This window comes from Synechococcus sp. W55.2, assembly GCF_047461635.1.
Classification (GTDB): domain Bacteria; phylum Cyanobacteriota; class Cyanobacteriia; order Thermostichales; family Thermostichaceae; genus Thermostichus.
This window is the reverse complement of sequence record NZ_JANSHM010000034.1, coordinates 1-20513: the sequence shown is the minus strand read 5'-3', so window position 1 is coordinate 20513 and position 20513 is coordinate 1. Positions and strand designations below refer to the sequence as shown.

Sequence of the window (20513 nt, the reverse complement as noted above, 5' to 3'; positions counted from 1 at the left end):
GCTGCCCTTTGAGCATGAGTCTGCCGTACCGCTCATGCCTCAGGGCTATCTTCTAGCAGACAAGGACATCCCCCCAGGGGGCTTGGTGAACGACAAGCGGCAAGCTAACCTAAAAGGCTCAGGCAGATTGGGGAAAGCGCGGTGCAAATCCGCCACTGTGACGCAACTGTGATGGGATCCCTCCCTCAGCCAGAACACCCACCTGCCGTTGTCCTGTACCCCTTGCGATTCACAAGGAACGGAGTTTTTTGTGTTGAATACCCTCAGTGTTTCCCCTCCCCTTTCGGTTGGGCAGCTTGCTTCTCCTTCATTGCCCCTATTGCTTATCGGCCACGGATCCCGCGACCCCCAAGGGCAGCAAGCCTTTCTGGAGCTAGCCCAGGCTTACCAAGCTCTCACCCCCCATCGACCGGTGATCCCCTGCTTTCTGGAGCTGACCCAGCCAACCATTGCCCAGGGGGTAGAGCAGTGCTTGGCCCAAGGGTGGCAAGAGATTGTGGTCCTGCCGCTGTTGCTGTTTGGGGCCCGCCACAACAAGTTCGATGTGACGATGGAATTGGATCGCCTGCAGGCCCTCTATCCCCAGTTGCGCATTCGTTACGGTGGGCCGTTGGGGATCCGCATCGAGATCCTGCAACTGCTGCGAGACCGATTGGCCGCTTTGATGGCCGCCCAACCGCAGCGGATCCCAGAAGCAGAAACCGTGCTCCTGTTTGTGGGTCGCGGCTCCAGCGATCCCGAGGCCAATGCCGAAGCCTGTAAACTGGCCCGGTTGCTTTGGGAAGGATCTGGGTTTGCCGCTGTGGAAACTTGCTTTATCGGCATTACCCATCCCCGCCTGCCCGTGGGATTGGAGCGGGCCTTGTCCTGGCATCCGCGCCGGGTGATCGTGCTGCCCTACTTTCTGTTTACGGGGGTGTTGGTGAAAAAAATCGAGGCGGCAGTGGAGAAACAACGACAACGACAGCCGGAAATCGACTGGCTGATGCTGCCGGAATTGGGCCTTGTGGACACGGTGCTGCACAGCCTGCAGCAACTGGAGCAGGAAGCCCTACAGGGCCAAACCCAAATGAACTGCCACCTGTGCAAGTTTCGCCTGGCCGTGAGCGCAGAGGTCAGAGCTGGGCATACCCATCACCACCCTCACGAGCATCATCACCACCATCACGGGCACGGATCCCATCACCACCCTCATTCTCACCATCACCCTCAGCACGGCCACACCCACGCAGCGGCTGGGGATCCCTGGGCCCAATTAGAGGGCTACCACCAACGGGCATGGCAGGTGCCCTAAGAGGGAAACAGAGGCTGCTGGCGGGATAAACTGAGTGCAGACAGGCAATTTTTGAACCTGGTTTTCCCGCTCTAGCGGTTGTGATGACGAAAAAACGATGATGCTCTCCCGCTCCTCTTGGGTTTCAGGTGCCGCTGCCGCGGGGAGCGGGATCTTTGTTTTCGCCCTGGTGGTGGGGCTGCTGGATCAGATCCTGCCCACCCTGCCCAAGGTTTCCCTCTCCCTGGCCGGGATCCCTGGGATCCTGGCTGCCGCTGGGGCCTCCTATGGGGCCTGGCGGGTGGTTCAGATGGGTCTGCAATCGGCTTCCTGGAGCGACTTTCGAGAATCGCTGGTGGCGACCCTATCTCCCTTTGATCCTGCCGATTATGGCGGCAACCCTCGGCAACCCGAGGAGGATTCTCTCCCTTTGCAGTCGGTTGACGAGGATCCTCAAACCCAGATCCGCGATCGACAAATTCTTGATCAAGCTGAGCAGCAGACGGAAACTGAAACCGAAGTAAGCGAACACACTCAAGTAAGACTGCAGGGCGAGCAGCACCAGGATCAAGCTTCGCAGGCCAAGGCCCAACAGTTGCAGCCCCTACAAGAATTGTCATCACCTTCTTCCCCAAGCCCTGAGTCGGCAAAACCCACACCAGAGCCAGAGCTCAACCAAAAACTTCGCCAACTCCAGATGCAGGTCGCCACTCTGAAAATAGAACTGGAACTCCAAGAAATCCAACTGCAGCAGTTGGAGGTGAGGCGGACTCGGCTTCAGCAGCAGAAGCAGAAACTCAAGCACGTTCTGCGTCGCACGGCGTCCGAAAATCAAAGGCTGCGCTTCTTACAGGAGCAAAAAGCCCGGCAACTGGAGCAAACTCAACAGGAGCTGCAAACTTTGCGAGAGTCCTACCGCGCCTTGCAAGTTCTACAGGAAATAAGCTCCACCCTAACCCAAAACCCATCTCACGAAAGGGCGGAAACGGAGTCCTCTAGATCCTCCGACTAGCCGACCCGCTTTAGAACAAATACACTCCCCTCGCTGCCCCGGCCCATCCGCAAATCTTCATCCAAATAGGTGATATCCAGCCAGCCCGTTGGCTCGCGGCGGCGGATATCGATTTGAATAGCCGGGATTCGCTCTGGAGCCTGCTCGAGCAAATCGAGAAAACTCTCGATCTCGTAGCTCATCAAAGCTTGGGATCCGAGCACCAATCGCTCGAAAATCACCCTCACCCGGCGCTCAGATTCGGGGTAAAAGCGCGCTGATACAGCCAAGACTCCCCGTGGCATCCAAGCCTCCAGCCAACCGGATCCCTGGATCTCCGCCACGTTGAAGACTCGTCCAGCTTTGGCCCGAATACACTGGTAGATCTCGCCGGTGGTCAAAAAAGGCAACTGTGCCAGCCGCAGCAGAGCTGTGCTCGTGGTAAATAGGGTGAGCCAGTTCCCCTCCAACCCTTCAGCAGCAGATGTTGGCTTGGGGGTGGGGTTGAGCGCTTCTAGGACGGCAATTTGAGACAAAATCTGGGCTTTTTGGTCAGGGGAAACTTTCCGGCCCCGGTCGGTCGCCTCCAGTAGGTGCAGCAGAGCCGATTTTTGCTGAGCCAGGGCCTCAGACATGGGCACACTCCGAAGGCACTGACCCTATTTTAGAGAACGCGGGATCCCTCTGCCCTCAACCGTCTTCTTCTACGGGTTTCAGATTTAGATCTGCCACCTGCTCATACCCTAGCCCGGCCCGCACCACCAGCGGCTCGGATCCCGTCAAATCGATTACCGTAGAGACCTTGGCCCGGCGGGGGGCATCGTCATCCAGCACCAGATCCACCTGTTTTTCCAACTGCCGCATTTCCTCAGCCGCAAAGATCCCACCCTCATCCCAGGGATCGCTCTCCCATTCCCAGGTTTGCCCAAAACTTAAGCCCAGGGATCCGACGGGATCCCCCCCCAGCTTGGCAGAGGTCGAGACAATTGGATTGCCCAACTCTTCCAGCAAAGCCTGACAAATGGCCGAGTCGGGCACGCGGATGCCGGTGGTTTTCCGTTTGGGCTCCATCACCAACTTGGGCACCAGCTTGGTGGCCGGCAACAGAAACGTAAACGGGCCCGGGATCAGCCGCCGCATCAGCCGATAGGCCGAATCGGTTACCTGGGCATAGTGGGCAATGCGTGAGAGAGAAGGGCACAAAAAGGTAAGAGGCTTGTCGTTGGAGAGCTGCTTGATACGGCGTACCCGCTCCACTGCTTGTTTGTGGGTCACATCGCAGCCAATGGCATAGACTGTATCGGTGGGGTAAAGCATCACCGCTCCCTCCCGCAAAGCCGCCGCAATCCGCCGGATGGAACGGGCCTGGGGCTGTTGCGGATGCAGCTTAAAGTACTCGGCCATCGGGCAGATGGGAAGAGGTCAAGACTGGGAGCAGCTACCCCCCAGGGGGTTTTCCACAAGAGGGCGGGGGGTCGGTGGCACCGACGCGGGCGGGGATCCCTGAGATTCGGGCCAGTCCTTCAGTTGTTGCATCAGGGCTTGGATGTGCAGACGGGGCAGATAGGGCCAGTCGCCCGCTTCTTCCAAATCTTGAAGCACCCGATACAGAGCTTGACGGGTATTGGGCAAAGACTCCCGAAAGGCACCTTCCAGGATCGCGCGGTGCAACTCCTCCAGCAGCCGCAGGAGCATCAGCAGCTCCACACACGCTCCCGCCCTCGCCTGGGCCGCCTGTTCAACAGCCAACATGATCTGACGCAAATCCGGTGGCAGATCCTCCGCCGAGATATACATAGCCACTCGTCTCTGGGTTCTGGGAAGGCAGGGGCTTTCCTATTCTAAGATTCTTCCGCCGTGGGACTGGATGGCTCCCACAAGATCCAACTGCGCAGGCTGTTGGGATCCCCGACCCAGGCACTGCCACACCCGCTGCAAGAGGGCATCCAGCCCCTGCTTGGCAATCGCAGAAATGGTCACCACCGAAGTGCCGGCAGCAGCAGACAGCCTCTGGGCGCGCTCGGCAACCTGCTGGGGATCCAGAACATCGATCTTGTTCAAAACCAGGATTTGTGGCTTATCGATTAACCCGTGGCCGTAGGCGCGCAGCTCCTGCTGAATAACCTGGTAATCCTTGACGGGATCCGCCGCCGTGCCATCCACCAAATGAATCAGTACCCTGGTACGCTCCACATGGCGCAAAAACTCATGGCCCAGCCCCACCCCCAAGTGCGCCCCCTCGATCAGCCCCGGAATATCGGCAAACACCACCCCATCTCCCGATGGATGGGGCACCACCCCCAAATTGGGCTGCAACGTGGTGAAGGGGTAGTCAGCAATCTTGGGCCGGGCAGAGGAGACCACCGAAATCAGAGTGGACTTGCCCGCATTGGGCAGGCCGACAATGCCCACCTCGGCAATCAACTTCAGCTCCAGGCGCAGGCGCACCCGTTCTCCTGCTTCGCCCTTGGTAAATTGGCGGGGGGCACGATTGTGGTTGCTCAAAAAATGGGCATTGCCCAAGCCGCCTTTGCCCCCACGGGCTACCAGCAATTGATCCCCCTTGCCCACCAGATCGCCCAACAATTCCCCCGTCTCCGCATTGAACACCACAGTACCGCAGGGCACCCGCACCAGCCGATCCGCACCACTGGCCCCGCTGCGATGGTTGGGCCCCCCTTTGGCCCCGTGTTCCGCCTTGATCACCGGTTGAAAGCGAAAATCCAACAGAGTTTGCAGGCCGGGATCGGCCACCAAGATCACCGAGCCGCCCCGCCCGCCATTGCCGCCGGATGGCCCCCCAGCCGGCACATACTTCTCACGGCGGAAGGCAACGATGCCATCCCCGCCATTTCCCCCTTGCACTTCAATTTCGGCTTGGTCGATAAAGTGCAATTGCTCTTCCTCCGAATCTTCTATCTTTCAGCTTGGCAAGATGCCGGGAAACTTGCCACAAAAGACGCTCCTCTAAGCTACGATGGTATTTCCCAGCCACATCCTCCCCAGGTGGGAAAGTGGAAGTGGGATCCTGCCAAACTCGATTGGCCTTCTACCCTTTATCCCGCGCAACTGATCTGTTACTGCACCCCTATGAGTCGATTCACTGCTGCCGATGTAGGTTTTACCACTGAAGACTTTGCCGCCCTTCTGGATAAGTACGACTATCACTTCAGCCCTGGCGAAATTGTGGCGGGTACAGTATTCTCGGTGGAGCCACACGGTGCTTTGATCGATATTGGGGCCAAAACGGCTGCCTTTCTGCCGCTCCAGGAGATGTCGATTAGCCGCCTGGAAGACCCGCACGAGATGCTGCAGCCGGGAGAAACCCGCGAGTTTTTTATCCTCACCGAAGAAAACGAAGAGGGACAGCTGACCCTCTCCATCCGCCGCATCGAGTACATGCGGGCCTGGGAACGGGTACGGCAGCTCCAGAAAGAAGATGCCACCGTTCGCTCAACCATTTTTGCTACCAACCGAGGTGGAGCCCTGGTGCGGATTGAGGGGCTGCGGGGCTTTATCCCCGGATCCCACATCAGCACCCGCAAGCCAAAAGAAGAGCTGGTGGGCGAAGAGCTGCCCCTGAAGTTTTTAGAGGTGGACGAAGACCGCAACCGCTTGGTGTTGAGCCATCGCCGCGCCTTGGTGGAGCGGAAGATGAACAAGCTGGAAGTGGGCGAGGTGGTGGTTGGCACGGTGCGGGGCATCAAGCCCTATGGTGCCTTCATCGATATTGGCGGCGTCTCCGGCCTGCTGCACATTTCCGAGATCTCCCACGATCATGTTGACACGCCCCACAGCGTCTTCAACGTCAACGACGAAGTGAAGGTGATGATCATCGATCTAGATGCGGAGCGGGGGCGGATCTCGCTGTCCACCAAGCAACTGGAGCCCAATCCCGGCGACATGATTCGGGATCCCAAGCTGGTTTACGAGAAGGCTGAGGAAATGGCAGCCAAGTACCGTGAGCAACTGCTGGCCGCTAAGCAAGGACAAGCGGCAGAGGCCCCACCGGAAGTGGTGGAAGAGGAGCTGGAATACGCGGCGACGGCTGTGGAATGAGGGCAAGCTTGGCGCCATCTCTGCCTGCGATGAGACTGAGGTTAGGAGCCTTCAGCTCCGTTGGCGTGGGTGGCTCGTGGGAGCGGGGCAGCCCAGGCTCCTAGGGAGATGGGTACTGCTGCTGTGGCGAAGTAGGCCGACGGCGCTCACGCAGGGCTGCAAACCTGCGCCAGTAACGGGAATCCCCCGCTCCTGAGCTTGAGGAGCTGGTCAAAGACTGTAGATCTGCCCATCCATGAGCAGATGGGTGATGCCTTTCTTTTGCAGTTGGGTGCGCACAATCTCCAGAATGTAGCCGGGAAACTGGATTACCCGGTAGGGCGGGTAGGTGTTGCTGCCCCGACGGCTCATTTCGGAAAAGCGACGGGCCACCTTGTGGTTGTCGAAAATGGGCAGCGTATTGGCGTTATCCATCCCTTCGATGGGCAGGGATCCCGAGCCAAAGAATTCTTTGAGAGGGCGGGTGGTCAGTTCTTGGTAGCGGTCAACAACGACATAGCAGGTTTCCGGTAGGGTGAGCTCTTCCAGGGGTAATACCTGAATTTGATAGCTGGGATCGGTGAGGGGATCCTCTTCTGGCCCATCTTCATCTTCTAGGAGATAGTCAGGGTCGTCCTCATCCTCGTCTTCGAGGTCACGGTCTTCTTCGGTCTCTTCCTCATCCTCTTCCCCGACATCCTCCACATCTTCCTGAAGCTCAGCCGCCAACTGCAGTTCTTCTGGGGGCAGTTTTGGCAGAGACTCTGTTCCAGCGGTGTTATCCTCGCCTTCGTCGTTTGCGTTCGGCTGCAGCGAGGGAGATGAAAAAGGCAGCTCCGGCTCCAGCGGCAAAATCTGCTGCTCTGGGGCTGGGATCCCGCCAACAACAGCTTTTTCCCCCATGTCTTTGCGGCGGGCAGCCGAGCGTTTGAGATGGATCAACCGCTGATACTCATCGGCAGCGATATTTTCCTTCAACACGCGGGTGATGGTGGTGATGCTCACCTGAAATTGCTCCGCCAATTCGACGGCGGTCGCTGCCGAGCCGCGGTAGGCGCTAACAATTTGCTGTTGTTCTTGCTCTGAAAGTTTGCTGCGAGCCATCCCAGATCACCCAATCCAAAAACCGAAAAAACTGAAGGGGATCCTTAGCCAGCGGCGGTTGCCCCGCACACCCGGCTGAGGCCGGCAGCCAGCTGTTCCGGCTCCAGCCCTTTGCCAATCAACACAATTTTGGACAAGCGGGGCTCATCGGGATCCCAGTCCCGTTCCAGAAAAAGGGTTTGCCGCTGGCCCACTCGATGGAAGATAACCCGCTGCGGCTCATCCACAACCCACAGCACCCCCTTGGCGCGAAAAAGGGTCTCGGGCATGTCTTGTAGCCAATCGCGAAAGGCCGCCAAATCCAGCGGCTGCTGCAGTTGAAAGCTCACCGATTGGATCCCGTCCTCCTCCAGGTGATGGCTGTGGTGGGCCTCAGTCCCCGAATCGGGGAGCCTGGGATCCCACAATTCTGGGCGGAAGGCATGCACATCCAAGATGCGGGCCAGAGGCACCTGGGCATGGGTGGTGAGCAGGCAAGGGGCAGCGGGGTTGTAGCGGCGCAGATCGAGAAGGATCCGCTCTCGTTCGGCTTCGTCGATCAAATCCACCTTATTGAGCAACAAAATGTCAGCGCTGCCGATCTGGTGGGCGGCGGTTTGCGAGCGCTGGAAATTGCGCCAGTATTCGGCACCGTCAACCAAGGTCACCACGCCATCCAGGCGCAACTCCTCATGAAAGACCCTCTGCACAAATAGCTCGGTCACCTGCCTGGGATCCGCCACGCCGCTGGTTTCCACCACCAGATAGTCCAACGCCTGGGCATGCTGGAGCAGCTGGCGGGCCGCCCGTTCAAAATCCTCTCGCACCGTGCAGCAGAGGCAACCATTGTTGAGCTGCATCAGCCCCCCCTCGGGCATGTTGACCAACTCGCCATCGATGGAAATCTCGCCAAACTCGTTGAGGATAACCCCAATGCGCAACCCATGCTCCTCTTCCAAGATGCGCTTGAGCAGCGTGGTTTTGCCACTGCCCAAAAAACCTGTCAAAATCGTCACCGGAAGCTGAGCTTTCATATCAGGTGAGGCTGAACTGACAAGCGGCCAACAAACCCTTCTCTCAAGTTCCCCAGAAGCTCTACTAGCTTAGCTTTAGGGTTGGCTCTCCAGGATCTGGACAAGGGGGAACGACCGCTCCCACCCAAATTAGATCCTTTGACCCATCAACTAGTTATCCAACTATTTATTTATTATTTATTAATGTCCTCTGGGCGTTGGGGCAGACTCTCTCCTGAGGATCCCTGGGGACGAATGAGCTCGATCGGCAGGCCATCGGGATCGGCGATGAACGCCACTTCATAGACCTGGCCCCCAATTTGCTGGAGCTGGGGCGGCAGCAGCAGGGTAAGGGGCACTTGCGCTCGCAAATGTTCTAGGTAGTTGGCCAGGGATCCCCATTCGGGGCCCACCTCAAAAGCGGGGTGATAGTAGCCCACATAGTGGGGATCCCCAAAGGGATCCGGGGCAGGATGGGGCTGCGGCACTTGCATCAGCTCCAAACGCCCCCAGGGGCCGCGCATCCAGCAGGCCAACGTGATCCCAGCAGTAAAGCGTTCTTCCACCGCAAAGCCCAGCCCCTCGTAAAAAGCGATGGAGCGGAAGATATCGGCGGTGCGAATGGAAAAATGGTGCAGTTTCATCGTCCTGTAAAGCAGCCAGATGGGGGCAGACCGCTCAGATCAATCGCCGATGACGGCTGGTCAAGCGCAGGTAGACTTGCTACGCTCCAGAAAAGTAGGCTGTCTATCTTAAGCACCTCTTGCAGTGTATGCTGGCCCGCCCAATCCTTGGGGCGGGAAATGCGACAACCTAAGCCGATTGCTGCCAACCTCAATTATGCCTAAGCTGGTCATTGTCGAATCTCCCACCAAAGCCCGTACCATCCGTGGGTTCTTGCCTGCGGGGTATGAGGTTCAGGCCTCGATGGGACATGTGCGGGATCTTCCCGATTCGGCATCTGAAATTCCAGAAGAATTGAAAGGAGAAGAGTGGAGCCGCCTGGGGGTCAATGTCCACGCCGACTTCGAGCCCCTCTACGTCATCCCCAAGGACAAAAGAAAGGTGGTCAAGGAGCTGAAGGAAGCGCTCAAGAAGGCGGACGAGCTGATCCTGGCCACCGACGAAGACCGCGAAGGGGAAAGCATTAGCTGGCACTTGCAGCAGGTGCTGCAACCCAAAGTGCCCACCCGCCGCATGGTGTTCCACGAGATTACCCGCGAGGCCATTCAGGAGGCGCTGCAAAACTGCCGTGAGGTGGATGAACAACTGGTGCGTGCCCAGGAGACCCGCCGCATCTTAGATCGCCTGGTGGGCTATACCCTGTCGCCGCTGCTGTGGAAAAAAATTGCCCCCAAACTCTCGGCAGGGCGGGTGCAGTCGGTGGCGGTCAAGCTTTTGGTGGATCGAGAGCGGGAGCGGCGCGCCTTCAGAAAAGCCTCCTACTGGGATCTCAAAGCGGAGCTGCAGCCCAAAACGACCGTCGCCGGCCAGCAGGCTGTCTTTCCAGCAGAGCTGGTGAGCTTGGGTGGCAAACGCCTGGCCAATGGGCAAGACTTCGATCCCAGCACCGGCCAGCTCATTGCCGGGCGGGATGTGGTGTTGTTGGATCAGGCCCAGGCCGAGGCCCTGCGGGATCGCTTGCTGGGAAAAGCCTGGATCGTCAGCTCTGTGGAAGAGCGCCCCTCCACCCGCAAACCTGCCCCTCCCTTTACCACCTCCACCCTGCAGCAGGAGGCCAACCGCAAGCTGCACCTGTCGGCCCAGCAGACGATGCGCATTGCCCAAAAGCTCTACGAAGAGGGCTACATCACCTACATGCGCACCGATTCGGTCCACCTGTCGGAGCAGGCCATCCGCGCTGCCCGCGCCTGCGTGGAGTCGATGTACGGCAGAGAATATCTCAGCCCCGAGCCCCGTCAGTACACCACCAAAACCAAAGGGGCGCAAGAAGCCCACGAGGCCATTCGTCCTGCTGGATCAGAGTTTCGCCTGCCCAGCCAAACCTCCCTCTCCGGCCAGGAGCTGGCCCTCTACGACCTGATCTGGAAGCGCACCGTCGCCAGCCAAATGGCTGAGGCGCGGCAGACCCACACCATCGTACTCATCGCCGTAGACGATGCGGTGTTCCGGGCCAGCGGCAAGCGCATCGATTTTCCCGGCTTTTTCCGCGCCTATGTGGAGGGATCCGACGACCCAGAGGCGGCTTTGGAAGATCGGGAGGTGCATCTGCCTCTGTTGCGGCAGGGGGATCCCCTCCGCTGCCAGAAGCTGGAACCCGTTGCCCACGAAACCCAGCCTCCAGCCCGATATACGGAAGCCTCCTTGGTCAAGGTGTTGGAAAGTGAGGGCATTGGCCGCCCCAGCACCTACGCCACCATCTTGAATACGATCATGAGCCGTGGCTACGTCAGGCCGATGGGAAGTGCCCTCGTGCCCACCTACACAGCTTTTGCAGTCACCGAGCTACTGGAAAAATACTTTCCCAACCTGGTGAATACCCGCTTCACTGCCGAGATGGAGCAAACGCTGGACGACATTGCTTCTGGACAGGCGGAGTGGCTGCCCTATCTGCGCCATTTCTTCTTGGGCGAGCAGGGTCTCGAGGGACAGGTGAAGGCGCGCGAGCTGGAAATTGATTCCGGCCTGGCCCGCTCCATCCATCTGGAGAACCTGCCTGTCAAGATCGGCATTGGCCCCTATGGCCCTTATGTAGCAGTTGAAACTGAGTCTGGAGAGGTGCGCGCCAACTTGCCGGAGGATATTCCCCCCGCCGATCTGAGCTCAGAACACATTGCGGAGCTAATCCAGCGGAAGCAAGAAGGCCCCAAGCCCATTGCCTTTCACCCGGAAACCCAGGAGCCAATCTATGTGATCCCGCAGGGCCCCTACGGCCCCTATGTGCAATTGGGAGAAGTTTCTGAGGACAACAAAAAACCCAAGCGCACCTCCCTGCCCAAAGGGCTGAAACCGGATCAGGTTACGCCAGAGATCGCCTTGGGGTTGCTGAGCTTGCCTCGCACCTTGGGGGAACACCCGGAATCGGGGAAAAAGGTGCAGGCCGGTATTGGCCGCTTCGGCCCCTACGTAGTCTGTGATGGCGATTTCCGCTCTCTGCCCGCCGAGGAGGATGTGCTGACCATCAGCCTGGAGCGGGCGCTGGAGCTGCTGGCCCAGCCCAAGAAAGGCCGTGGGCGCGCCTCGGCCAAGCCGCTGCGGGAGCTGGGATCCCATCCTGAGGATGGTGAGCCGGTCAATCTGCACGACGGCCCCTACGGGCTGTATGTCAAACATGGCAAGGTCAATGCCTCTTTGCCCAAAGGGATCCCTGCCGAAGCGGTTACCCTGGAAATGGCCCTGCAGGTGCTGGCTGAAAAAGAAGTCTCTTCTGCAGAGGTCAAGGGGAAAAGCCGCTCGACCGCTTCTGCAGGTAAAGCCCAAGCCAAAGCTGCCTCCAGCAGCCCTACAGCCCAGCCAGCTGGAGATGCTGTGCCCCAGAAGCGGCGTAAAGCACAAACAACTTCCACCGGCGGCGGGATGGCCAAAGAGCCGCAAGCGAATGGGTCAGCCCAGGTGGGATCCCGTTCCACCATTGTGAGGATCACGCCCAAAGCTCGCGCCTGAAGTCAGCTTTTCTGCCACAGCCCAAGGTCGCCTGCTCAGGGTGGCTTAGGGGTTAGCCATGTAACAGTTTTGCTGACGACACAACTGCTTCAAGGGCCGCAAGCAGCGGCCACGGCGGCTTCCTGGTTGGCGATGCAACCCATTGCTTCTGCAAACGGCAAGGGATCCTGCTGCTGGCGCTTGGGAATCTGGGCGTGTTCCAGCTCACTGCAGTAGCAGTAGGCAGGATGGCGACGATGGGGGTGTGCAAGGGACACGGGAGTAAATGAGAGTTGGAGTCGGGGCCAACAGCCTTCAGCTCAACGTTATCACCTGGGTGCCGGGGAAGTAGTGATTGAGGATTTGCGGCGCTGTGTAGCCCTGCTCGGCCAAGCCGCGGGATCCCCACTGACACAGTCCCACCCCATGCCCGGCTCCGCGATAGGTAAAAAGGTACACTTCCTGCTGGCCGGCCTTTGGCTGGAGACGTTCCCACGTGAAGCGGTTGCTGGGGAGGATCCCCCAACCCAGGGTTTGGCCAAGGCGCAGCACAAACTCTTGGCCGGTCAACAGTTGGGATCCAACGCGGATGCGCAGGGGGCGACCCCAGGGATCCGACTGCACAATCTCCAGATCGCCGTTGCCCAAGGCTTGCTCCAACTCCCGTCGGCTGAGTCGGACGCTGTGAGGGCCATAGAAAGGAGAGGCGCGACACCCGTCACAGATCACCCCTTGTAGGTAGGGGCGGGCGGGTGGGGCAAAAATATCCTGATTGGCGCTGGTGTGGCCCCCACAGGTGGAGTGAAACAGAACCTCTATCGGCTGGCCGGCATGGGTTAGGATCTGCCCTCGGGTTGCCCGCACCGCAGCAGTGGTCGCCGCCGTCTCATAGGCCAGGCCACCATAGAACTGGTGGGCGGTGGAGTCTTGCAATGGCCTTATCGGGGCAGAGGGCCATTCTCTTCTGGGGCCGGGGTGCAGATGGGGAACGGCCAAGGTACGGGCCAAGATGGCTTGCGCCTGCAAGGCGGCAGCTGGCCAGTCGGCGGGCATTTCGCTGGGCACCAAAGCCAGCAGATAGTCTTCCAACTTCACCCAATTCACCAGATGCAGGCAACCTAAACCCTTGGGACGAATCTGTACCCAGCCCCGATAGCGACGCTCCTCCCCTGCGAGGGAGCGCAGAGCTCCCCCCTGTAGCCAAAGGGATCCCTGGTAGCGACGAGGCTGTCCCGGCCCGGTCAGCAGGAGCTCTTGGCGGCGAACCTGTAACTTCCAGGTGCCTGTTGGAAAAGGCTGCTGATTTAAAACAAAAGGGCCCATCAGCTCCAACTCGACCAAGGGATCCGCACTCCAGCGGCTGAACAGCTCCACAGCCAACCACCCCTCTGGAGGAGCGGTTCGGGCCGGCAGAGCGCCCACACAAGCAGCGCCGGCGGCTCCCAGCGCCATGGCCCCAAACCGTCGTCGTCGCATAGGTTCTCCCCGGAACTGCCCCCGTCTCAAGGTGAGCTGGCCAGCAAGGGATCGTATCCCAGTTGTTGGGTAAGCCGGGCGCGGGCCAATTCCCGATATTCCCAAAAGTGTTCTCCTGCGGCGCAGAGGCCCAAATACAAGTTCAGCAGGCTGGGCTTGCGCCGCCAAATCGTCCATAGCTGTCGCCAAAATTGGGCGCGAATTTCAGGGTGAAGGATCCCTTGCCGCCAGATGAGTTGTAGAAGCAGATGGATCCCTTTGCGGAGGGGCAGCTTCATCATTTGCCGTCGGCCATCTTTGATGCCGATATTCAGGCATTGTTGCAGGCAGCGAGACAAATATCGCGCAGGATCATACAATTTCCAAAAACTTTCCAGATATTCTTGAGCAATCTCCGATAGAGAACGGGTGGGAATAAAGTTCATCAGTGTATTTTGATCGCCAAACTCAGTCACGCCGATCCCTTCCAGCAACCGTTCCTCTTTCTTCAAGCGATTCCAGAGCTGTGTGTTTGGCAAAGCCTGTAAAATGCCCAGCATTGGCTGAGGAATACCGGTTTGCTCGACAAAAGCCTGAATGCGCTCCCCTGCTCCTGGCCGCTCTCCATCAAAGCCCAGAATAAACCCAGCATAGATCAGCAGTCCAGCATCGTTGATCTTGCGACAGGCCTCCACCAAAGGGTGGCGGGTATTCTGGAGCTTTTGGGTCATCTGTAAGCTGTCTTGGTCTGGGGTCTCAATGCCCAAAAAGACAGCATAGAACCCCGCTTCTACCATCAACCTCATCAGCTCTTCGTCTTCCGCCAGGTTAACCGAAGCCTCTGTCATAAAGGTAAATGGATAGTTGCGCTTCTGGCTCCAGGGGATCAGCTCTCGTAAAAATCGCTTGACGTTGCGCTGATTGCCGATAAAATTGTCATCCACTACAAATACCGAACCCCGCCAGCCCAAGTCATAGAGGGCCTGTAGCTCAGCTAGCATTTGACTTGGCTCTTTGGTTCTTGGCTTGCGTCCGTAAAGAGAGATGATATCGCAAAACTCGCAATTGAAGGGGCAACCTCGCGAAAATTGGACTGACATCATGAAGTATTGATCCATACGCAGCAGATCAAACCTCGGCAAAGGACTTTGGGTTACGTCCGGCTTTTCGGCGGCCCGAAAAATGCCCGACTCTTGACCTGCTTCTAGGGCCTTGACGAAAGCCGGTATGGTCACTTCCCCTTCATCCAAAACCAAATAGTGAGCACCAGATTCCAGGGCATCCTGTGGCACAGAAGTTGGATAGGGCCCGCCCACAGCTACTTTTTTGCCCAGTTGTACAGCCTTGCGAATCAGGGCGTGGAAATCTTGTTTTTGCACCAGCATGGCCGACAAGATCACCAGATCGCACCAGTGCCAATCGGCTTCTGTTTCAGCAGCGACATTGCGATCCACAAAGCGAATCTCCCAGTGTTGGGGCAGCAAAGCAGCAACGGTGATCAAGCCCAGAGGTGGCATTAGCGCTTTTAGTCCCACCATCTCGATGGTGCGATTGTAAGACCAGAACGATTGAGGAAAACGCGGATAGAGCAGCAATGCTTTCATACCGACCAGCTCCTGAGTTGCAGATCAACCAACTTGATCCCCTACTGGTTTCCTATCGATTTGCTAGGCTTAGATAAAGCAGCCACAGATCAAACGCCTGATCGCAATATCCTGCTGATGTTAGCCATTGGCAGATCTTGTGCAGGCTATCTGTGGAGAATCCTATGGTTCTGCGGCAAAAACTTAGCGGGCAGGGCCAATGGAGTAAAGCTTATCGGGATCCCTTAAAGTTGGTTTTGGTTATCGTCGGGCTGAGTGTTGACGTTCCCCTAGCGTACCCCCTGCAATCTTGAACCAAACCCTGCCCTCTCACGGCTGGGGACGAAGTCAGTTCGCCGCACCTTGCTCAAAAACCTGCTGAACCAAGCCGCTGACGATGGAAAGTACAATTGCGCCGATAAACGCCCAGCCGAAATTATCGATGTTGAAAGCATTCCCGGCCAGCTTATCGGCAATGGCTAGACAAATGCCGTTCAAAATCAGCCAAAACAAACCCAGGGTAAGAACCGTAATCGGCAGGGTGATCAACCGGAGAATCGGCCTAACCAAACCATTGACCAGACCAATGGCCAGAGCCGCCACCAAAGCCCCGCCAAACCCGGAGACGTGGATCCCGGGCAAAAGCCAAGCCAGGATCATTACACTCAAGGCTGACATCAGCCAGGTGGCCAAAAGAGTTGCCATGCTCCCTCCTCTGCCCTGATGGGGCCGCGATTTTGCCCTCTATGCTAGCCGATCTGCTCAGGGATCCCTTGCGCAGAAACCTCTTCAGGGCTGTAAGTTTGCAGGGCCAAAGCATGAATGCTCCGCCCCATGTGTTCCGCCAGAGCGGCATACACCAGGCGATGTCGCTGTAGGGTCGTTTTGCCGACAAACGAAGGCGACACTACTTGAACTCGGTAGTGCCCTCCTGTCCCGCCCCCGTGGCCGATGTGAAGGTGGGACTCATCCTCCACCTGCACATGAAGAGCCTGCAGCTTCTCCATCAGGTGCTGCCGAAGGTAGTCGGGGGTAAGCATGGCAACCCCTCTGGATGAGATGGGATCACTTAAGATTGAGCCGTGGCCTTAGCAAAGGCTGCCTCGACCAGCGGACGCAGCTCGTTGCGGGCGTGCATCTCTTGGATGATGTCGCAACCGCCCACAAACTCCCCATCAATATAAATCTGCGGGATAGTAGGCCAGTTGGAAAACTCTTTAATCCCCTGGCGGATCTCAGGATCCTCGAGTACGTTAATCGCCGTGTAGGGGAAGCCCAAACTATCCAGCACACGAACGGCGGCATAGGAAAACCCACATTGGGGCATTTCCGGGGTGCCCTTCATGTAGATGAGCACCTTGTGGGTGCGGATTTGCTCACGGATTTTCTCTTCCAAAAGGGGATCCAGCATGGTGTTCAGCCACTATAGCGACAACAGTCGATAGGCAAACTGGCATCCTATCGAGATCTCATTTTCGTCTACTTTTAACATGCTCGACACTTTTCCCACGGTTGGGCCGAGAGATTCTCTCATAGACTCTGTTCTACGGACGCCACCAGCAAGCCCCATTGCCCAGGGCTGGCCCAAGCCCCCAACCTATCCAGGCAGCGACCCCAGGATCCATGTTAATTTCTACACCAACATGGTTAGCGACAGGGTCGGCGACAAACCTCAAACCCTGATTCTTCCGTTGACCCGGTCGATCCCGCTCTGGGCAAGGGTTTCAGGCCCCTCGGCGGAGAAAAACAAGGGGAAATTGCAGCCGAAAACAAGACCTCTGGGCAAGGGTTATAATCGGGGGGAGTCGCTTCCCTTCGGGGAAGTGGAATTAATGGAAACAATTATATGGAAACAGGGCAAGACTGGCCTAGCCAGCCAGGACTAGCCAGTCACTTCCCTTAGGGGAAGTGGAATTGATGGAAACACCTTTCACTTCTAGCCAGCACCCACCTGGATATTCAGGGCTACGGCTGCCGCGCCCTGCCTTGAGGAGTCGGATCCCGGCTTCTACCTGGTCAAAGGTGGGGTGGTGGGGCAGCACCAAAGACAAAAATTGAAACATCACCTGCCGCTGCAGAGCCAAGGGGGCAGCCCGCAAGGGATCCCGTCGCAGCCCTGGCAAAGCGGGCTCATATACCTGTGGCCATAGCTGAGCTGCTTGGGCTACCACCAGCTCATGTTCTGCTTGGAGCAGCGTGGCAGCCCGATTCAGGGCCGCTTCCAGTTGCGGATTAAAGTGCTGCTTCAAGTAGGGCATCACCTCCAGGCGGAGACGGTTGCGGCCATGGGCCAGATCTTGGTTGCTGCGATCCGGCCAGACCGGCAATTGGTGCTGCTGGCAAAATTGTTCGGTTTCCCAACGGTATAGACCCAGCAGGGGTCGCACCACCTGGGCAGAGGTGGGATCCCGGTCGTCCAGGCGACGCTGCCAATCTAGGCTGCTCAGCCCGGCGGCTCCTGTCCCTCGCAGCAAGTTCCATAAAAATGTCTCGGCCCGGTCGCTGGCCGTATGCCCCATCACCACGGCGCTGCAGTCCCAGGTGCGGGCCCATTTCTCCAGTTGTTGGTAGCGCCAAGCCCTGGCCCCTGCTTCGTCTCGGCGGATGGGATCCGCAGTCTCAACAGCATGAGGTAGTCCCTGCTGCTGCAGCCACCCCTGCAAAAAGCGGGCACACTCCGTTTCATCTGCCGACCAGCGGTGATCACAATGCAGAACAAATATCTGCCAGCCCCAGCGAGGCTGCAAATCCCGCAAGATCTGGAGCAGGCAAAAAGAATCTTGCCCGCCCGAAAAAGCCACCAGCAGTCGCTGGCCAGGGTGAAGAAGTTGCTGCTGCCGAATGGCGCACTGTACCCGCAGGTGGAGAGGAGAGAGCCTGGCCACAGCTTGCTATTGCTCACGTACAACCCAGACCCTACCTGCCGCTATGGGATCCCTTAGGCAAGAGCTCGGGTCAGATGAGAGGCCACCGCCTGCACAGCAGCAATGCTGCGCTCGTAGGCCATTCGGGTCGGCCCCAGCAAGGTGACCGTACCCAGAGGAGCTGAGCGACGGTGGTAAGTGGAGGCGATAACCGTACAGTGGTGCAGAGACTCCAGTGGATTCTCGCTGCCAATGTAGATGATCACCGGGGTCTTGCGGGCAGACTGTCCCGACTCCTGATCCATCTCCGTTGAGCTCGGCAGAGAGGGCAAACCCCCATCGGCAAAATGGAGCCCAATCATCCCCTGAAGTTGCTTGGCTCCCTCCTCGATCAACTGCATCACTGCCTGCACCTGCCGGGCCTGGGAAAACTCCGGCTGACGCATCAACTCGGCCATACCGGCACTGAACACCTGCCCCAGAGAGGGCTGTAGACAGCGTTGCACCACCGAGCGCAGCAGTTGCTGGAGCCAATGGCCGTAGGTACGAAATTCTTCATCCAGTTTCAGCCAGCTCAGATCCTGCAACTCGGCAAAGGTTTTGCCCCGCAGCTTCAGGGTGAGAAAGTTGCTGAGCAATTGCAATTCATCTTCCAAATCCTCTCGGGAGTCGCTGGGCCAGTCGGGGGGGCTGACCAGAGCTGAATGGGTTTGATAGGAGTCGGTTACCACCAACACCATCACCCGCCCTGGCGCTACCGACACCAACTGCACATGATGAATGGCTACCACCGGCCCCTGAGGAGGAGTGATGAGAGCAATGCAACCGCTCAGATGGGCCAAAAGCTGAGCTACCCTTTGCAGGAGGCTGTCTAGGTCGTCTCCCAGCTCACGGCCAAGCTGATCCATCAACTGTTGCAGAGCGGGATGGGGATCCGGCTGAGGAGCATCGTGGGGGATCCCACCGCTGTTGGCGGAGGTCAACAAATCGTTGACATAAACCCGATAGCCAAAGTCGGAGGGAACCCGTCCGGCGGAGGTGTGGGGCTGAAACAGTAACCCCACCTGCTCAAGGGTGGCCAAGTCGTTGCGAATGGTGGCCGTGCTTACCCCAAAGTTATAGGACTGGGCCAAGGTTTTGGAACCGACAGGTTCAGCCGTCGCAATGTAGCTGCGCACCGTCGCCCAGAGAATCTTCCGCTGGCGGGGAGTCAGTTCGAGTTTCATAGCCGATCAAAAGAACCCAGTCAACGCCTATCAAAGGAAACTGTTAATACAGAGCCGGTAAATTGCTCCAGGATAAACCAACTCAGAGCTGAGATAGGAATCCAGACAGACTTTTACATCTTCTAATCTATATGCATCTATTGTTACTCTTTATATAGCGGGTTGCCCAGGAAGGAAGTTGCAAAACCCGATGTCGGAAGAGGTTGAGACTGCTGCTTGTGCAGGAGAGAGTGAAATCTCTTGTAGCCTGGGCTCCCCTTTTTTGCCCAGAGGTGGTAGAAGATGAACTACGGCTAGCCACCTTGTTGCGTAGCAACAGTCCGCTGCGCCAAGACTGGGGATTTCTGCGCATGAGTTCGGTCAACTCTAGGCCAACTGGGCCTGCTGCTGTCCTCTTTGTATCCTTTTTTATCTTTGAGGTTGCCCCATGTACTTATCCCCCCAGGAGAAAGACAAGTTGTTGATCTACCTGGCTGCCCAGTTGGCTCGGGATCGGCGGCAGCGGGGCCTCAAACTCAATTACCCTGAGGCGGTGGCCTACTTGAGCGCAGCAGTCTTGGAAGGGGCGCGGGAGGGGAAAACAGTCGCCCAATTGATGAGCGAGGGGCTGACGTGGCTGACCCGCGAGGACGTAATGCCCGGGATCCCAGAGATGATCCCCGAAATCCAAGTGGAAGCCACCTTTCCCGACGGCACCAAGCTGGTTACCCTACACCACCCCATTCGCTAGGGATCCCCCAGATGCTCCAAAGACCGAAAAACTTCAGGAGGTTGTCCCCATGCCCTCTGGCCGCAAATCCAAAACCACGCCTGGCGCCAACGCGGAGCCAGCCCTAATCCCAGGGGAACTGTTGCTGGCAGAGGATCCCATCCAAGCCAACGTCGGACGGGCCACCGTGACCCTGGAGGTTACCAACCGAGGGGATCGGCCCATTCAGGTGGGATCCCATTTTCACTTTTTTGAGGTGAACCGAGCCCTGGTTTTCGATCGCGCCGCCAGCTTTGGCATGCGCCTCAACATCCCTTCCGGCAACGCAGTGCGTTTTGAGCCAGGGCAAACCCATCGGGTAACGCTGGTGGCTTTGGGGGGCAAGGGGTTGGTGCATGGCTTCAATCGGCTCACAGAGGGTACGGTACGCTCTGCCGCCCAAAAGCGGCTGGCCCTGGCCCGATTGCAGGAGTGGATGGGTCAAGCAGCCAATCCCTAGGGAGTACCGCCCCCCCAAGTGTGCAGCTTTGGGCAGCGGTGTCAAGGCTCAACCCCATCCCCGTCTCTGCTCAGATTCAGGACAGTAGGGCTATCCTATTTCTGATACATTTACGCTGAACACTGCTGAACATCACTGTTCAACTATGCAGCGATAGCATTCTGTTTGTTTCCAAC

21 protein-coding genes and 1 riboswitch are annotated in these 20513 nt (G+C 58.0%); of the genes, 6 read left to right on the top strand and 15 right to left on the bottom strand.

Features of this window, described 5'->3' with window-relative positions:
* Positions 1–84: 84 nt before the first annotated feature.
* A riboswitch (cobalamin riboswitch) is annotated at positions 85–221 on the top strand.
* Between the two features lie 32 nt (positions 222–253).
* Both NW828_RS08285 and NW828_RS08280 read left to right on the top strand, forming a co-directional pair.
* Positions 254–1294: a sirohydrochlorin chelatase gene (locus tag NW828_RS08285; protein WP_414383157.1), complete on the top strand. Its 1041-nt coding sequence runs from the start codon at positions 254–256 to the stop codon at positions 1292–1294.
* Between the two features lie 97 nt (positions 1295–1391).
* The gene (locus NW828_RS08280; RefSeq protein WP_414383143.1) at positions 1392–2285 is read left to right on the top strand and encodes a hypothetical protein; all 894 of its coding nucleotides are present in this window, start codon (positions 1392–1394) and stop codon (positions 2283–2285) included.
* Here the strand turns inward: NW828_RS08280 and NW828_RS08275 are convergent.
* Genes NW828_RS08275 through obgE form a run of 4 tightly spaced genes read right to left on the bottom strand, consistent with a single transcriptional unit; the run spans position 2282 to position 5159 of the window.
* Positions 2282–2899, bottom strand: coding sequence for a PAP/fibrillin family protein (locus tag NW828_RS08275; RefSeq protein WP_414383141.1), 618 nt, complete (start codon positions 2897–2899; stop codon positions 2282–2284). The two genes, NW828_RS08280 and NW828_RS08275, sit on opposite strands and share 4 nt — an antisense overlap.
* Before the next feature lie 55 nt (positions 2900–2954).
* Complete coding sequence (locus tag NW828_RS08270) at positions 2955–3668, bottom strand: L-threonylcarbamoyladenylate synthase (RefSeq protein ID WP_414350514.1); 714 nt, start codon at positions 3666–3668, stop codon at positions 2955–2957.
* Between the two features lie 18 nt (positions 3669–3686).
* Positions 3687–4061: a hypothetical protein gene (locus NW828_RS08265; protein WP_238376778.1), complete on the bottom strand. Its 375-nt coding sequence runs from the start codon at positions 4059–4061 to the stop codon at positions 3687–3689.
* Between the two features lie 39 nt (positions 4062–4100).
* Positions 4101–5159: a GTPase ObgE gene (gene obgE, locus NW828_RS08260; protein ID WP_414383139.1), complete on the bottom strand. Its 1059-nt coding sequence runs from the start codon at positions 5157–5159 to the stop codon at positions 4101–4103.
* 195 nt (positions 5160–5354) lie between these two features.
* Between obgE and NW828_RS08255 the strand changes: the two genes are divergently transcribed.
* Complete coding sequence (locus NW828_RS08255; protein ID WP_414383137.1) at positions 5355–6323, top strand: 30S ribosomal protein S1; 969 nt, start codon at positions 5355–5357, stop codon at positions 6321–6323.
* Positions 6324–6533: 210 nt separating this feature from the next.
* Here NW828_RS08255 and NW828_RS08250 read toward each other — a convergent pair whose 3' ends face one another.
* From NW828_RS08250 to NW828_RS08240, 3 genes are all read right to left on the bottom strand, one after another.
* Entirely contained in the window at positions 6534–7406 is an 873-nt protein-coding gene (locus tag NW828_RS08250; protein ID WP_414383135.1) for a hypothetical protein, read from the bottom strand.
* Positions 7407–7450: 44 nt separating this feature from the next.
* A complete protein-coding gene (locus NW828_RS08245) occupies positions 7451–8419 on the bottom strand; it encodes a CobW family GTP-binding protein (protein WP_414383133.1) in 969 nt (322 codons plus the stop codon).
* A gap of 173 nt (positions 8420–8592) precedes the next feature.
* Positions 8593–9042, bottom strand: coding sequence for a VOC family protein (locus tag NW828_RS08240; protein ID WP_414342591.1), 450 nt, complete (start codon positions 9040–9042; stop codon positions 8593–8595).
* A 196-nt stretch (positions 9043–9238) separates the two neighbouring features.
* On the opposite strand from NW828_RS08240, the gene topA reads away from it, so the two are divergent.
* The gene (gene topA, locus NW828_RS08235) at positions 9239–12022 is read left to right on the top strand and encodes a type I DNA topoisomerase (RefSeq protein WP_414383131.1); all 2784 of its coding nucleotides are present in this window, start codon (positions 9239–9241) and stop codon (positions 12020–12022) included.
* Positions 12023–12111: 89 nt separating this feature from the next.
* Here the strand turns inward: topA and NW828_RS08230 are convergent, their stop codons facing one another.
* From NW828_RS08230 to hrcA, 8 genes are all read right to left on the bottom strand, one after another.
* Positions 12112–12279: a hypothetical protein gene (locus NW828_RS08230; RefSeq protein ID WP_011433927.1), complete on the bottom strand. Its 168-nt coding sequence runs from the start codon at positions 12277–12279 to the stop codon at positions 12112–12114.
* Positions 12280–12316: 37 nt separating this feature from the next.
* On the bottom strand, positions 12317–13477 hold the full coding sequence (locus tag NW828_RS08225) for a SpoIID/LytB domain-containing protein (protein WP_414383129.1): 1161 nt from the start codon (positions 13475–13477) through the stop codon (positions 12317–12319).
* A gap of 26 nt (positions 13478–13503) precedes the next feature.
* A complete protein-coding gene (locus NW828_RS08220) occupies positions 13504–15060 on the bottom strand; it encodes a B12-binding domain-containing radical SAM protein (RefSeq protein WP_414383127.1) in 1557 nt (518 codons plus the stop codon).
* A gap of 327 nt (positions 15061–15387) precedes the next feature.
* Complete coding sequence (locus NW828_RS08215) at positions 15388–15744, bottom strand: phage holin family protein (RefSeq protein ID WP_414383125.1); 357 nt, start codon at positions 15742–15744, stop codon at positions 15388–15390.
* A gap of 44 nt (positions 15745–15788) precedes the next feature.
* Positions 15789–16079 (bottom strand): BolA family protein, encoded by a 291-nt coding sequence (locus NW828_RS08210; RefSeq protein WP_414383123.1) that lies wholly within the window; start codon positions 16077–16079, stop codon positions 15789–15791.
* A 29-nt stretch (positions 16080–16108) separates the two neighbouring features.
* Complete coding sequence (gene grxD / locus NW828_RS08205) at positions 16109–16447, bottom strand: Grx4 family monothiol glutaredoxin (RefSeq protein ID WP_041437553.1); 339 nt, start codon at positions 16445–16447, stop codon at positions 16109–16111.
* Positions 16448–16907: 460 nt separating this feature from the next.
* Complete coding sequence (gene tilS / locus NW828_RS08200; RefSeq protein ID WP_414383121.1) at positions 16908–17924, bottom strand: tRNA lysidine(34) synthetase TilS; 1017 nt, start codon at positions 17922–17924, stop codon at positions 16908–16910.
* 53 nt (positions 17925–17977) lie between these two features.
* Entirely contained in the window at positions 17978–19129 is a 1152-nt protein-coding gene (gene hrcA / locus NW828_RS08195) for a heat-inducible transcriptional repressor HrcA (RefSeq protein ID WP_414344420.1), read from the bottom strand.
* A 427-nt stretch (positions 19130–19556) separates the two neighbouring features.
* Between hrcA and NW828_RS08190 the strand changes: the two genes are divergently transcribed.
* Both NW828_RS08190 and NW828_RS08185 read left to right on the top strand, forming a co-directional pair.
* Positions 19557–19859 carry an urease subunit gamma gene (locus NW828_RS08190; protein WP_011433938.1) on the top strand — a complete coding sequence of 101 codons (303 nt, stop codon included), beginning with the start codon at positions 19557–19559 and terminating at the stop codon, positions 19857–19859.
* 49 nt (positions 19860–19908) lie between these two features.
* On the top strand, positions 19909–20337 hold the full coding sequence (locus NW828_RS08185; RefSeq protein ID WP_414383119.1) for an urease subunit beta: 429 nt from the start codon (positions 19909–19911) through the stop codon (positions 20335–20337).
* Positions 20338–20513 lie beyond the last annotated feature (176 nt).

What these genes read in the sequence shown, in the direction of transcription:
- NW828_RS08270 (WP_414350514.1), bottom strand. Translation starts at nt 3,668, where the DNA reads ATGGCCGAGTACTTTAAGCTGCATCCGCAACAGCCCCAGGCCCGTTCC.
- NW828_RS08265 (WP_238376778.1), bottom strand. Translation starts at nt 4,061, where the DNA reads ATGTATATCTCGGCGGAGGATCTGCCACCGGATTTGCGTCAGATCATG.
- NW828_RS08185 (WP_414383119.1), top strand. Translation starts at nt 19,909, where the DNA reads ATGCCCTCTGGCCGCAAATCCAAAACCACGCCTGGCGCCAACGCGGAG.
- topA (WP_414383131.1), top strand. Translation starts at nt 9,239, where the DNA reads ATGCCTAAGCTGGTCATTGTCGAATCTCCCACCAAAGCCCGTACCATC.
- NW828_RS08225 (WP_414383129.1), bottom strand. Translation starts at nt 13,477, where the DNA reads ATGCGACGACGACGGTTTGGGGCCATGGCGCTGGGAGCCGCCGGCGCT.
- NW828_RS08220 (WP_414383127.1), bottom strand. Translation starts at nt 15,060, where the DNA reads ATGAAAGCATTGCTGCTCTATCCGCGTTTTCCTCAATCGTTCTGGTCT.
- NW828_RS08245 (WP_414383133.1), bottom strand. Translation starts at nt 8,419, where the DNA reads ATGAAAGCTCAGCTTCCGGTGACGATTTTGACAGGTTTTTTGGGCAGT.
- NW828_RS08190 (WP_011433938.1), top strand. Translation starts at nt 19,557, where the DNA reads ATGTACTTATCCCCCCAGGAGAAAGACAAGTTGTTGATCTACCTGGCT.
- hrcA (WP_414344420.1), bottom strand. Translation starts at nt 19,129, where the DNA reads ATGAAACTCGAACTGACTCCCCGCCAGCGGAAGATTCTCTGGGCGACG.
- NW828_RS08210 (WP_414383123.1), bottom strand. Translation starts at nt 16,079, where the DNA reads ATGCTTACCCCCGACTACCTTCGGCAGCACCTGATGGAGAAGCTGCAG.
- NW828_RS08275 (WP_414383141.1), bottom strand. Translation starts at nt 2,899, where the DNA reads ATGTCTGAGGCCCTGGCTCAGCAAAAATCGGCTCTGCTGCACCTACTG.
- NW828_RS08250 (WP_414383135.1), bottom strand. Translation starts at nt 7,406, where the DNA reads ATGGCTCGCAGCAAACTTTCAGAGCAAGAACAACAGCAAATTGTTAGC.
- NW828_RS08255 (WP_414383137.1), top strand. Translation starts at nt 5,355, where the DNA reads ATGAGTCGATTCACTGCTGCCGATGTAGGTTTTACCACTGAAGACTTT.
- NW828_RS08280 (WP_414383143.1), top strand. Translation starts at nt 1,392, where the DNA reads ATGATGCTCTCCCGCTCCTCTTGGGTTTCAGGTGCCGCTGCCGCGGGG.
- NW828_RS08240 (WP_414342591.1), bottom strand. Translation starts at nt 9,042, where the DNA reads ATGAAACTGCACCATTTTTCCATTCGCACCGCCGATATCTTCCGCTCC.
- NW828_RS08215 (WP_414383125.1), bottom strand. Translation starts at nt 15,744, where the DNA reads ATGGCAACTCTTTTGGCCACCTGGCTGATGTCAGCCTTGAGTGTAATG.